The organism is Micrococcus sp. CS26 (genome assembly GCF_055522295.1).
The window spans coordinates 42528-55055 of the sequence record NZ_JBVFVY010000010.1 but is presented as its reverse complement, the minus strand read 5'-3'; the positions used below and the strand labels follow the sequence as shown (position 1 = coordinate 55055).

Sequence of the window (12528 nt, the reverse complement as noted above, 5' to 3'; positions counted from 1 at the left end):
CCGACACCCCTCCCCTTACTCTGGGGGTCATGACGCAGCCATCCCACCCCGACGACGTCACCCGCGCCCGCCTGATCCCGCCCGTGCCCGTGGCGGTGGCCCCGATGGCCGGCGGCCCCTCGACCCCGGAGCTGGTGGCCACCGTCGTGGGCGCCGGCGGCGGCGGGTTTCTCGCCGGCGGCATGCGGACGGCCGCGCAGATGCGCGCGCAGGTGGACGCGCTGCGCGCGCTGCTGGGCGCGGAGGGGGCGGACCGCTGGGGCGTGAACCTGTTCGTCCCGGACGCGGTGAACACGGCCCTCCCGGACGCGGCGCGCACGGAGGCGGCACGGTCGGCGCGGGCGGCGGCGGTCACCGCATACCGGGCGGACCTGACGGCCGACGGCGCCGCCGACCTGCCCGCCGCGGCGGACGTGGTCCCGGACCCCGACGCCGAACGGGCCGACTTCGACGCCCTGCTCACCGCCGCCGAGGAGCAGGCGTGGCCGCTGGTCTCCTTCACGTTCGGCCTGCCGGCCGCGGACGTGTTCGCCCGGCTGGCCGCCGCGGGTATCCCGGCCGGAGCCACCGTGACGGACGCGACCGAGGCGCGGGCCGCCCTCGACCACGGGGCCGCGTTCCTCGTGGTGCAGGGCCACCGCGCCGGCGGGCACCGGGGCACGTCGGACCCGGCCGCGGAGCCGACCCGCGCCGAGATGCCGACGGTGCTGGCGGCGGTGCGCGACGTCGTCGGGACGGGGGCCGCGAGCGCCATGCCCGTGGTGGCCGCCGGCGGCGTGGGCACCGCCGAGGACGTGCGCGCCCTGCTCACCGCCGGCGCGGACGCCGTCGCGGCCGGCACCGCGTTCCTCCTCACCCCGGAGGCGGGCACCTCGGCGGCGCACCGGGCCGCCGTCGCGGCGTGTGCGGCCGGGACACGCTTCTCCGCCGACGACGGCCGGGCCCGCACCGCCCTGACCCGCGCCTACACGGGGCGGTGGGCGCGGTCGCTGGCCACCGCGTTCATGGCGGAGCACCCGGACGCCCCCGCCGCGTACCCCGAGGTCAACGTCCTGACGAAGGGGCTGCGCGCCGCCGCCGCGGCCGTCGGCGACCTCGAACGCGTCCACCTGTGGGCCGGCACCGAGGCGCACCGGGTCCGTGAGGCGCCGGCCGCCGACGTCCTCGCCTCCCTCACGCCCTGAGGACCGCCCCGGATCATCCCGCGGGCTGACGCCGGCCCCTCCGCCTGCGGCCTAGGCTGGCCCGCGTGAACCCCCTGCGCCGCCTCGACCAGTGGACGCGCCTGCACCCCGTGCGCACGGACGTGATGGCCGCCGCAGCCCTGTTCACCGTACTCGTGGCGCTCCCGTGGATCGCGCTCGGGCCGATGGTCGCCCCGGACCCCCAGGGCCGGCAGACGGCCGTCTCCCTCCTGGCCGGGGCCGGCATGGTCCTGCCGTGGGCCGTGCGTCGGGTGCGCCCGGTGGCCTCGGCCGCCGTCGTGACGGCCGCGGCCGTCCTGCACCTGCTCGCCGGGCCCGAGTTCAGCCTGTCCCTGCTGATGGTGCCGCTCACCGTCTACAACCTCGCTGCGAACGCGCCCCGGAGCGTCTCCGTGGCCGGGCTCCTCCTGGGGCTGGTCGGCGGCGTGGCCAACGGGGTGAAGGTGTGGCTGTTCCCGGCGCAGTTCGTCACCCCCGACGGCCTCACCGTCCGCTCCCCCGCGGAGCCGCTGGCCATGGTCATCATGGCGATCGGCTGCGGGCTCATGGTGCTCACCGCGTGGGCGTTCGGCGACGTCGTGCGCAACCGCCGCCTCACCGTGCGCGCCCTCGAGGACCGCGCCCACCGCCTCGAGGTGCAGTCCCGGCAGGAGCGCGAGCTCGCCGCCGCCGACGAGCGCAGCCACATCGCCCGGGAGATGCACGACATCGTCGCCCACTCCCTGCAGGTGATCATCTCCCAGGCCGACGGCGCCCGGTACGCCGCCGCCGCCAAGCCCGCGCTCGCGGTCACCGCGCTCGAGACCATCGGCCAGACCGGCCGTTCCGCGCTCGCGGACATGCGCCAGCTGCTCGGCGTGCTCCGCGAGACCGGCGAGACCGTGGCCGGGGTGCCCGGCGTGACCGACGACGACGCCCGGCGACCCGCCGCCGACGTCGTCGCCTCCCCCGACGGCCGCGGCACCCGCCTGCCCCCGGGCCGCCGGCCCCAGCCGCGACTCGCGGACCTGCCCGCCCTCGTGGAGACGATGCGCCTGTCCGGGCTCGAGGTGTCCCTGCTGGAGACCGGCACACCCCGCCGCACGCTGCCGGCGGGTGGGGAGCTGGCGGCGTACCGGATCGTGCAGGAGGCGCTCACCAACACGCTGCGCCACGGCGGGCCGGACGCGGACGCCTTCGTCACGCTCGCCTGGACGGCGCACGGCCTGGACCTGCAGATCGACGACGACGGCTGCGGCGCCGCCGCCGACCCCGCCACCCGGGGCAGCGGCCAGGGTCTGCGGGGGGCCGCCGAGCGGACGGCCCTGTTCGGCGGGACGCTCGAGACGGGGCCGCGCGTCGGGGCCGGGTACCGCGTGTCCGCCCACCTGCCGTACTCGGCGGTGTGAGGGGTGGCCGCCCCCGTCTCGCCCGCTCACCCCGCCCGACTTGAGAGGATGACCCCATGAGCTCTGAGGAGACCGTCCCCGTCCGCGTGGCCCTGGTGGACGACCAGGCACTGATCCGCTCCGGGCTGGCCATGCTCGTGGACTCGCAGCCGGACCTGACGGTCGTGGCGGAGGCGGGCAGCGGGCGCGAGGCGGTGGCGTCGGTGTCCGTGGCGGGCGCCGACGTCGTGCTGATGGACGTGCGCATGCCGGAGATGGACGGCATCGAGGCCACCCGCGCGCTGCTGCGCCGGCCGGACGCCCCGCGCGTCGTGGTGCTGACCACCTTCGACCTGGACGAGTACGCCTTCGACGCGATCGAGGCGGGCGCCAGCGGCTTCCTGCTCAAGGACGCCCCGCCCGAGGAGCTGCTCGCCGCGATCCGCACGGTGCACCGGGGCGACGCCGTGATCGCCCCGTCCACGACGCGCCGGCTCCTGACGCACATGGCCCCGCGTCTGCGCTCGGACCAGGTCCGCAGCGCCGAGTGCGAGGAGCAGCAGGCGGCCGTGGCGTCGCTGACCCCGCGCGAGCACGAGGTGCTGGTGCTCATGGCGCAGGGCGCCGCGAATCTGGAGATCGCCGCCGAGCTCGTGCTCTCCGAGGCCACGGTGAAGACGCACGTCGGCCGGGTGCTGGCCAAGCTAGGCGCCCGCGACCGCGTGCAGGCCGTGCTCATCGCCCACCGCGCGGGCCTCGTGCAGTTCTGACCCGCCGTTCCGGCACGCCCTGCAGCCCCCGCCCTAGCCCCTGCCCCACCCCTCGTCGAGGCCCGCAGACACGCCGCTACGCCGTCGTCGTAGCGGCGTGTCTGCGGGCCTCAACGGCCGGCCTCGACGGTCGGCCGGGGCGGTCGGCCGGGGCGGCGGGGCCCTTCCCTGAGCCACTCCCCAGGCGCCTGCCAGCACAATCACAGGTCATACCTGGGTATGAGTCGGACGCCCCGAGGTTCATCCTCATGGCCCTGCCGGTGCGCCCACCCCCTCCGCGATGCTGGACGCAGGCCCCGCAGCGGGTCCGCCGCCGGGGTGCACGCGCCGATGGCCGCCCCGGCCCGACGCGCACTGGAGGAGAGGCACCATGACCGGCAGCATCCTGGACCACCCCACCCCGACGACGTCCCGCGCCTCCGACCCAGCCGCCGAGCAGGCGCAGCGGGACAGTGAATGCGTGGCCTTCTTCGTGGCGCTGGTGACGGCCGCCGTCGTGATGCTGGGCCTGAGCCTGTTCACGGGGGTCGAGGGGCTGCTCCGCCTGGCGCTCACCGCGGGCGCCGGCCTGCTCGCCGGCGCCGTCGCGTGGGCCACCGCCCGCCCCGTCCTGGAGGACGACGCCCCGGGCGACTGACCCGGCCGCGCCCTCAGGGCCGCAGGCCGGGCAGGTACGTGTCCAGCAGCCAGCCCCGCTGGTCCGGGCCGTGGCCCAGCAGCGCGCACTCCGGCGACCGGGTGACCATGAGCAGGCCGAACAGGTAGTCCGCCCCGGTCACGTCCGGGCCCACGAGCCCGGCCCGCCGCGCCTCGGCCACCACCTGGTCCGCGAGCTCGAGGATCACACGCTCGGCCTCGGCGATGAGGGCCTCGGGCGGCCGGTCGGCGGGGTCGAAGTCGTCCCGGGCCGCCGCGAGCGAGGCCAGGTTCACGGCCCCCAGGTCCTCCGCGAGCCTCCGCCACCGCGCCTCGGTCCCACCGCCGTGCCCGTCCCCGCCCACCCCGTCGAGGAAGGCCTGCAGGATCCCCCCGGTGCGGGCCACGACGTCCTCGAGCACGGCGTCCAGCAGATCCCGACGCGTGGGGAAGTGCCGGTACAGCGTCCCCACGCCGACCCCGGCCTCCTGCGCCACCCCGCGCAGGGACATCGCCGCCCCCTGGGTGGCGATGAGACGGCCGGCGGCCGCCAGCAGGTCCTGGCGGTTGGCGCGGGCGTCGGCTCTCATGTCCCCATCATCCCACTCCACCCCGCACCGCCCGGCGGCGGGGACCTGACGCCCTCGGGTCCACGCCTCGCCGGCCCGCCTCATCCCCGGGCATGACCCGCCGCCCGCGGAGGTGGTCCCCTCCTCCGATCCGCCCCGCCGGGTCCGCGCGGGAGAGTGGCCGCCATGGACACCTCTTCCCCCGCACACCCCTTCTCCCCCACGACCCCCGGCCCCGTCGCGCCGGGGCCGGGCACGCCGTCGTCGTCCGCCACCACGACGACGGCGCCCGCCGTCTGCGCCCGCGGCCTCACCCGCGCCTACGGGCGCGGTGACGCGCAGGTGCACGCCCTGCGCGGGGTGGACGTGGACTTCGCCTCGGGCGCGTTCACCGCGATCATGGGGCCCTCGGGCTCGGGCAAGTCGACGCTCATGCACTGCCTGGCCGGGCTGGACGCGCCGACCTCGGGCTCCGTGAGGATCGGCGGCACCGAGATCACCGGGCTGGACGACACCGCCCTGACCCGGCTGCGTCGCGACCGCGTGGGCTTCGTGTTCCAGGCCTTCAACCTCGTGCCCACGCTCACGGCCGAACAGAACATCGTGCTGCCGCTCGAGCTGGCCGGCCGCACCCCGGACCGCGCCTGGCTGGACGAGATCACCCGCACCCTGGGCCTCGCAGACCGGCTGGGCCACCGGCCGCACGAGCTCTCGGGCGGCCAGCAGCAGCGCGTCGCCGTGGCCCGCGCCCTGCTCACCCGACCGGACGTCGTGTTCGGGGATGAGCCCACCGGCAACCTGGACACCGCCACCTCCGCCGAGGTGCTCGGCCTGCTGCGCCGGTCCGCGCGGGAGATGGGCCAGACCGTCATCATGGTCACCCACGACCCCGTGGCGGCCTCCGCCGCCGACCGCGTCGTGCTGCTCGCGGACGGCCGGCTGGCCGGCGAGCTCGTGGACCCCACGGTCGAGTCCGTCACCGCGGCCCTGACCGCCCTGTCCGCCCCGGCCGAGGGCGGGGTGCGCTGACCATGTGGACCGTCGCCCTCTCCCAGCTGCGCACCCAGCCGCGCCGCTACGTCTCCCTGGTGCTGGCCATCCTGATCGGCACCCTGTTCCTCGCGGCCTCCTTCCTCGTCTCCTCGACGGCGCAGGCCACCCTGCGCGCCACGCTCGGCAGCACCTACGCCGGCGCCGACCTCGTGGTCCTGCCGGGCGGGTCCGAGGACGTCTCCGACCTCGCCGGCACCTCCGCCGAGCCCGGCCCGCTGGCCCGCCTGGACGGCGTCGAGGAGGCGTACGCCCTGCGGATGGCGTGGGCGGCGGCCCGCGCCGCGGACGCCGAGTTCGGCGCCGCGGTGATGCCCCTGCCCCGCGACCCGGCCCTGGCGGGCCTGACCGTGACCGCCGGCGCCCTGCCCGCCGCCGACGACGCCCGCGGCGTCACCCTCGACGCGCAGACCGCGGACCGGCACGGGGTGGCCGTGGGCGACGTCGTCGCGCTGGCGAGCGAGTCCGGGCCCGACTCGACCACCACGCCGGTCGACGCGGTGGTCACGGGCCTGACCCAGCCCTCCCCGGACCCGATGCTCTCCGGGCAGGCGCAGGTGTGGGCCTCGCCCGCGGCGCTGACCGCGGTGCAGGGCCAGGACGGGGAGGCCGGGTTCACCCCCCACCTGCTGCTGCGCCTGGCCGACGGGGCTGACGTCCCCGCCGTCGCCGAGGCCGCCCGCGCCGAGGCCGCCGCGGCCGGGGTGGACGTCGACGTCGCGGCCCCGGACGAGGCCGTGCGCTCGGTGGTGACGCAGCTGAGCGGCGGCACCGACCTGCTGGGCTGGGTGCTCGGCGGCTTCGCGGCGCTGGCCCTGCTGGTGACCGCGCTGGTCATTGCGAACACCTTCCAGGTGCTCGTGGCCCAGCGCACCCGTGACCTCGCGCTGCTGCGCACCATCGGCTCGACGACGGCCCAGGTGCGGGCGTCCGTGCTGACCGAGGCCGCCGTCGTGGGCGTGGTGGGCTCCGTGCTGGGCGCCGGGCTCGCCGTGGCGATCGTGGCCGGCGTGGCCGCGGCCGCCCGCGCGATGCTGGACCTGCCGTTCCTCACGTTCGGGCTGCACCCGGCAGGGCTCGCCGTCTCGGTGGCCGTGGGCGTGGCGGTGACGGTCGTGGCCGCGCTGGCCCCCGCGGTGGCCGCGACGCGCGTCGCCCCGCTCAAGGCCCTGCGGCCCAGGGACGAGGTGACCGCCGCATCGCGCGGCGGCCGGGTCCGCACGGCGATCGGACTGGCGCTGGCCGTCGGTGGCACCGCGCTCATGCTGGGGGGCGTGTCGGTCAGGGAGCCGGTCTCGGCGATCGGCGGCGGCGCGCTGTCCTTCGTGGGCGTGCTGCTGCTGGCGCGGCTGTTCGTGCCCGCCGCGGTGCGGGGGGCGGCGGTGCTGGCCCGTCCGGCCGGCGTCCCCGGTCGCCTGGCCGGGCTGAACGCGGTGCGCCACCGGTCCCGGACCGCCGCCACCGCCGCGGCCCTGCTCGTGGGCACCACCCTCGTGGCGCTGTTCCTCACCGGCGGGCGCACCGCCCAGGAGCAGACGGCCCTCGCCCTGGACACCGCCTACCCGGTGGACCTCGTGGTGCAGCTGCCCGCCGACGCGGACCCGGCCCGTGCGGCCGAGGCCGTCGCCGCGACGGCGGACGTGCAGGCGGTGGCCCTGGCCACCTCGGTGGGCGCCACGGAGGACGGGTCCCCCGTGCTGGCGACGCCGGCCGCGGACCTGCGCGCCGTCGTCGCGCGCCTGCCCGAGGGCGTGACCGGCCTCGGCGACCCCGGCACGGCGCTCGTGCCCGACTGGGTCGACACGGATCAGGTCCGCGGGCAGGTGGCGGGGGCCGAGCGGACGTTCGTCCCGGTGCGCGCGGGCTCGCTGAGCTCCGGCGTGTACGTGGCGGCCGAGCCGCTGCGCGAGGCCGGGTGGGACGGGGCCGCGGGCGCCGCCGTGCCGGGCCAGCTGCTCGTCGCGCTCGACCCCGGTGTCCCCGTCGACCGCCTGCAGGGCCTGAGCGAGGACGTGACCCGGGCCGCGGGCACCGGGGCGGCCGTGATCGACGGCGGGGCCGGCGAGCGCGCGCTCTACGCCCGGATCATCGACGCGATGCTCGGGATCGTGGTGGCGCTGCTGGCGGTGTCCGTGCTGATCGCGCTGATCGGGGTGGCGAACACGTTGAGCCTGTCCGTGATCGAACGGACGCGCGAGAACGCGCTGCTGCGGGCCCTCGGCCTGACGCGAGGCGGACTGCGCGGGACGATCGCGATCGAGGCCGTGCTGATCGCCGCCGTGGCCGCCGTGCTGGGCTGCGCCCTCGGGGTGTTCTACGGCTGGGCGGGGGCGCAGCTGGTCCTCGCCGACCTCTCCGCGACCGCGGGCGCCGGGACCGCGGTGCGCCCGGCCGTGCCGTGGCTCGAGCTCGTGCTGGTGGTGGCCGTGGCGGCGCTGGCCGGCCTGGCGGCGTCGCTGCTGCCCGCGCGTCGGGCGGCCCGGCTGAGCCCCGTGGCGGGCCTGGCCGCGGTGTGAGCGGGCCTGGCCGCGGTGTGAGCGGGCCTGGCCGCGGTGTGAGCGGGCCTGGCCGCGGTGTGAGCGGGCGGGCCGCGGTGTGAGCGGGCCGCGCCACGGCCCTCACTCGCGCGCTGCCCGGCGGCCGGCGTCGTCGTCGACCGTCCGGAATCGTCTGCAGAACTGACCCTTCTGGGGGTCCGATCCCGCCTCGGAGGGGTCAGTTCCGCAGACGATTCGCCGGGGCCGAGCCGGGGGCGCCCGCGGCCCTGCGGCCGTCGGAACGGCGGTAGGCCATCGCGAGCACGGCCCCGGAGAGGTTATGCCAGATCGAGAACACGGCGCCCGGCAGGGCCGCCGCCGGCGAGATGTACTGCGCGGCGAGGCCCGCGGCCAGGCCCGAGTTCTGCATGCCGACCTCGATCGAGACCGTGCGCGCCACGGGCGTGGGCAGCCGGAACAGCTTCGCCGCGCCGTAGCCGAGCAGGTAGCCGAGCCCGTTGTGCAGCACCACCGCTGCGAACACCAGCAGGCCCGCCGACAGCACGCGGGAGGCGCTGTTGCCGACGACGGCGGCCACCACCAGCGCGATGAACACCACCGAGACCCACGGCAGGGCGGGCAGCACGCGGTCGACGACGCGGCGCAGCAGCAGGCGCACGACGAGTCCGCCCAGGACCGGCAGGAGCACGATGTTCACGATGGACTTGGCCATGGCGCCGCCGTCGACGGCCATGTACTGGCCGGCCAGCCACAGGGTGAGCAGCGGCGTGAGCAGCGGGGCCAGGAGCGTGGACACGGAGGTCATGGCCACGGAGAGGGCGGTGTCGGCGCGGGCGAGGTAGCTGACCACGTTCGAGGACGTGCCGCCCGGGGCCGAGCCCACGAGGATCACGCCCGCCGCGAGCTCGGGCGGCAGCTGGAGCACGACGGCGACGCCGAGCCCCAGCAGCGGCATGATCGCGTACTGCGCCACCACGCCCAGCAGCACGGGCAGCGGCCGGCGGGCGACGAGGCCGAAGTCCGGAAGGGTCAGCGTCAGGCCCATGCCGAACATGATGATCCCGAGGAACAGGTTGACCTGGGGCAGCAGCGTCTTCGCGGCGGTCGGGGCGAGGAAGCCCACGAGCGCGGCGGCGAGCACCAGCAGCGGGAAGACGGTGACGGCGATGCGCGCGGAGCGGTCTTCCGCGCGGCGGGCGTCGGTGGGGGCGGGATCCGGTGCGGTCATCCCGTCATGGTAAGAGCGGGGCCGCGGTGCGTCGTCGCGTGACGCGGCGCCGTCGTCGGCCTTCCGGAATCTTCTGCGCCCCTGACCCTTCTGGACGTCCGCTCCCGCCCCAGAAGGGTCAGTTCCGCAGACGATCCTCCGCGCCACCGGCGTCGAGACCGCCACGCTCCGCGATCGCGGCCCGCACCAGCCCCGCCGTCTCGACGAATCCCCGCCACCGGTCCGTCCCCGCCACCCGGATGTTGAGCCAGCCCTGACGCAGGAACACCGCGTCCCGGCGGGTGTCCTTGCCGACCTGCGCGGCGCCGTCGTGGGTCTTGCCCTCGTAGTGGATCGCGATCCGCCACCGCCGGTAGCCGAGGTCCGCGCTGGCGGGGTGCCACAGCGAGTAGTCCGGGTCCCAGAGCTCGATCTGCAGGTCCGGCTCGGGCAGCCCCGCGGCCATCAGCGCCAGGCGCAGTTCGGTCTCGGCCGGGGAGTCGGAACCGGTGCGCACGAGCGCGAGCGCCTCCCGCGCCCGCACGATCCCGGCCTCGCCGGTGTGCCGCTCGAGCGCGGCGCCGAGCTCCCGGCGGGTGGCCAGCGCGACCTTCCCCCGCCGTTCGTCCTCCCGTGCCAGCCGATCTCCGACCGCCACGAGCGCGTCTCGGTCCAGGACGGTGGCCAGGTGGAACCAGGTGTCGGCGTGCGAGGTCCATCGCAGCCCGTGCAGCCGGTCCCTCCGCACGAGGACGCGGTCTAGGTCCACGAGCCGGGTGCGCACGCCGGGCTCCCGCAGCACCCGGCGGGTGCGGGACCGCAGGACGGTAGGACGCACCCGGGCCTTCACGTCGTCCGGGAGGGGCCAGCCCAGCAGCCGGGCCACGGACTCTCCGGTCACCACGACGTCGGGACGCATCGCCGCCAGGTCCTGCAGCCGGGACAGCTCGGTGGCGAGGGGACGCGCGGGCGGCGTCGCCCCGGTGACGGGGCCGATCCAGCGGTAGTGGCCGTGCGCGACGCGTTCGACGTCCCGGCTGCGCAGCCGCGACCCGGACACCCCGGCGGCCAGCGCCTGCGCCCGCGTGAACGGGGCGTCTTGGAGGTGGGCGGGGAAGGGTCCGGGCACGCGCATGGCCCCGATCCTGCTCGCTCCCGACGTCGGCGGGCCCGGTTGTCCACAGGCCCTGCGGAGGCGTCGGGCCGACGTCGTCGTGGACGTCCTGCCGCGCGCTGGGAATCCGTTGCACATCTGACCCTTCTGGGCCGCCGCGCAGCGCTCGGAAGGGTCGGATCCGCAGAAGATTCCGGGATCACCCGCTCAGCCCGTACTCCTTCAGCATCTTCCGGGCCTCCTGGGTGCCGGCCCTCTGCAGCTCGAGCAGCTGCGCGTAGATCCCGCCTGACTCGGCCAGCTCGGCCGGGGTCCCGATCTCCTGCACCTGCCCGCCGCGCAGCGTGACGATCCGGTCCACGGACGCGATCGTGCTCAGCCGGTGCGCCACGATCAGGCTCGACCGACCCACCATCAGCTCCTCGAGGGCCGCCTGCACGAGCCGTTCGGACTTCGTGTCCAGCGCGGAGGTGGCCTCGTCCAGCACGAGGATCGGTGCGTCCTTGAGCACGGCCCGCGCCACCGCGATCCGCTGCTTCTGCCCGCCGGACAGCCGCAGCCCGCGCTCGCCGATCACCTGGTCGTAGCCGTCGTCGAACGCCGCCACGAACCGGTGCGCGTACGCGGCCTGCGCGGCGGCCCGGACGCGTTCGTCGGAGGCGTCGGCGTCTGCGTAGGCGATGTTCTCGCGCACCGTCCCGGAGAACAGGCTCGGCTCCTGGAACACGGTGGCGATCCGCCCGCGCAGCGCGGCCAGGTCCAGCCCGGCGACGTCCTGTCCGAACACCTCGATGCGTCCGCTCGTCACCGGGTACAGGCCCAGCAGCAGGTGCGCGATGGTCGACTTCCCGCCGCCCGACTCGCCCACGAGCGCCACCCTGGCACCCTGCGGGATGTCGAAGGACACGCGGTTCAGCACGGGGCGGGAGGCGTCGGCGTCGTAGGCGAAGGAGACCTCGTCGAAGCGCACGGCCGGCACGTCCGCGGGGACGTCCGGCGCACCCGGCACGACGTCGGCCCGCGGCTCCGCCGGCACGCGCGGCTCCTCCGCACCCACCACCGCGAGCGCCGCCCCGCCGGCCCGCTCGCGCTCCTCGGCGAGCACCTCGAAGTAGTCCTTCGACCCGGCGACGGCGCGCTGGGCGGAGTCCACGAGGAAGCTCATGGAGAAGATCGGCTGCCGGGCCATGTTCATCAGCTGCAGGAGGATCACCATGTCGCCCACGGAGAACAGGCCCTGCGCGGTGCGGACGAACACGATCAGGTACATCGCGCCGAAGGCCACGTTCAGGGCGAGCCGGCGCCCGGCGTCCATGCCGTGCCAGAACCGGGACTGCTGCCGGGTGATCTCCACGGTCCGCAGGAACCGGTCGCGGAACCCGGTGAGCTCGTGGTCCTGCCGGTTGTAGGCCCGCACCACGGACATCTGGGAGACCACCTCGGCGAACCGCCCCGAGGCGACGTCCACCTCCGTGTTCTTCTCCCCCTCCCACACCTGCCACTTCGCGGACGTCCGCGCGGTGAGCCACATGTACACGGGGAAGACGACGGCCAGCAGGATCGCCAGCGGCCACCAGTAGAACGCCGTGATCACGAGCACCGCGGCGGTGGTGACGAGCATGGTGAACGCGTTGTTCGCGAAGAACTGCAGAAACTGGGTGATCTCGTTGATGGTGCGGTTCAACCGGTTGACGACCCGCCCGGTGATCGCGGTGTCGAAGTACCGCTGGGGCAGGTGCAGCAGCTGCTCGAAGTACCGCGTGGAGAGAATGGTGCGCATGCGCGCGGCCATCACGTCGCCCCAGTAGCCGCCCACGCTCACCACCAGGGTGGTCGCCACCTCGACGGCGAGGAACGCGACCGCCAGCCAGGTCACCGCGGTGACGGCCTCGGCCACGTCGGTCTCCCCCGCGACGGCGGCGACGATCCGGTCCGTGGCCGCACCGATCAGGAACGGGGTGGCCAGGGCCAGCACCGCGGCCAGCACGGAGCTGACGGCGATGCCGAGGTAGAGGCGGTTGAGCTGGGGCGCGAAGCGCAGGATGCGGAGCAGCGACGTCACCCGGCCAGGCTAGTGGCCGGTGCGGACGTCAGCGCGGGCCGGTCGGCCCG

Annotated in this window: 10 protein-coding genes; 6 read left to right on the top strand and 4 right to left on the bottom strand. The window is 76.0% G+C overall.

Features of this window, described 5'->3' with window-relative positions:
• Window positions 1–29: 29 nt before the first annotated feature.
• The 4 genes from ACZ1IK_RS06365 to ACZ1IK_RS06350 all read left to right on the top strand — a co-directional run bounded on the left by ACZ1IK_RS06365 (window position 30) and on the right by ACZ1IK_RS06350 (window position 3979).
• Window positions 30–1184, top strand: a complete 1155-nt coding sequence (locus tag ACZ1IK_RS06365) for a nitronate monooxygenase (protein ID WP_144859569.1) — start codon at window positions 30–32, stop codon at window positions 1182–1184.
• Window positions 1185–1249: 65 nt separating this feature from the next.
• Complete coding sequence (locus ACZ1IK_RS06360) at window positions 1250–2593, top strand: sensor histidine kinase (RefSeq protein WP_069941556.1); 1344 nt, start codon at window positions 1250–1252, stop codon at window positions 2591–2593.
• Between the two features lie 56 nt (window positions 2594–2649).
• Entirely contained in the window at window positions 2650–3342 is a 693-nt protein-coding gene (locus ACZ1IK_RS06355) for a response regulator (protein ID WP_036316208.1), read from the top strand.
• Window positions 3343–3712: 370 nt separating this feature from the next.
• Window positions 3713–3979 carry a hypothetical protein gene (locus ACZ1IK_RS06350; protein WP_020625619.1) on the top strand — a complete coding sequence of 89 codons (267 nt, stop codon included), beginning with the start codon at window positions 3713–3715 and terminating at the stop codon, window positions 3977–3979.
• Between the two features lie 13 nt (window positions 3980–3992).
• Here the strand turns inward: ACZ1IK_RS06350 and ACZ1IK_RS06345 are convergent, their stop codons facing one another.
• Window positions 3993–4568, bottom strand: a complete 576-nt coding sequence (locus ACZ1IK_RS06345; RefSeq protein WP_465098401.1) for a TetR/AcrR family transcriptional regulator — start codon at window positions 4566–4568, stop codon at window positions 3993–3995.
• 165 nt (window positions 4569–4733) lie between these two features.
• Between ACZ1IK_RS06345 and ACZ1IK_RS06340 the strand changes: the two genes are divergently transcribed.
• A complete protein-coding gene (locus ACZ1IK_RS06340; protein ID WP_069941555.1) occupies window positions 4734–5576 on the top strand; it encodes an ABC transporter ATP-binding protein in 843 nt (280 codons plus the stop codon).
• Between the two features lie 2 nt (window positions 5577–5578).
• Window positions 5579–8113 (top strand): FtsX-like permease family protein, encoded by a 2535-nt coding sequence (locus ACZ1IK_RS06335; RefSeq protein ID WP_036314478.1) that lies wholly within the window; start codon window positions 5579–5581, stop codon window positions 8111–8113.
• A gap of 199 nt (window positions 8114–8312) precedes the next feature.
• Here the strand turns inward: ACZ1IK_RS06335 and ACZ1IK_RS06330 are convergent, their stop codons facing one another.
• The 3 genes from ACZ1IK_RS06330 to ACZ1IK_RS06320 all read right to left on the bottom strand — a co-directional run bounded on the left by ACZ1IK_RS06330 (window position 8313) and on the right by ACZ1IK_RS06320 (window position 12478).
• A complete protein-coding gene (locus tag ACZ1IK_RS06330) occupies window positions 8313–9323 on the bottom strand; it encodes a bile acid:sodium symporter family protein (RefSeq protein WP_020625623.1) in 1011 nt (336 codons plus the stop codon).
• A gap of 118 nt (window positions 9324–9441) precedes the next feature.
• Window positions 9442–10437, bottom strand: a complete 996-nt coding sequence (locus tag ACZ1IK_RS06325; protein WP_036314481.1) for a hypothetical protein — start codon at window positions 10435–10437, stop codon at window positions 9442–9444.
• 178 nt (window positions 10438–10615) lie between these two features.
• Window positions 10616–12478 carry an ABC transporter ATP-binding protein gene (locus ACZ1IK_RS06320; protein ID WP_465098400.1) on the bottom strand — a complete coding sequence of 621 codons (1863 nt, stop codon included), beginning with the start codon at window positions 12476–12478 and terminating at the stop codon, window positions 10616–10618.
• Between the last annotated feature and the right edge of the window lie 50 nt (window positions 12479–12528).

Coding starts and splice junctions, on each gene's coding strand:
- ACZ1IK_RS06365 (WP_144859569.1), top strand. CDS start 30: ATGACGCAGCCATCCCACCCCGACGACGTCACCCGCGCCCGCCTGATC.
- ACZ1IK_RS06355 (WP_036316208.1), top strand. CDS start 2,650: ATGAGCTCTGAGGAGACCGTCCCCGTCCGCGTGGCCCTGGTGGACGAC.
- ACZ1IK_RS06350 (WP_020625619.1), top strand. CDS start 3,713: ATGACCGGCAGCATCCTGGACCACCCCACCCCGACGACGTCCCGCGCC.
- ACZ1IK_RS06345 (WP_465098401.1), bottom strand. CDS start 4,568: ATGAGAGCCGACGCCCGCGCCAACCGCCAGGACCTGCTGGCGGCCGCC.
- ACZ1IK_RS06340 (WP_069941555.1), top strand. CDS start 4,734: ATGGACACCTCTTCCCCCGCACACCCCTTCTCCCCCACGACCCCCGGC.
- ACZ1IK_RS06335 (WP_036314478.1), top strand. CDS start 5,579: ATGTGGACCGTCGCCCTCTCCCAGCTGCGCACCCAGCCGCGCCGCTAC.
- ACZ1IK_RS06330 (WP_020625623.1), bottom strand. CDS start 9,323: ATGACCGCACCGGATCCCGCCCCCACCGACGCCCGCCGCGCGGAAGAC.
- ACZ1IK_RS06325 (WP_036314481.1), bottom strand. CDS start 10,437: ATGCGCGTGCCCGGACCCTTCCCCGCCCACCTCCAAGACGCCCCGTTC.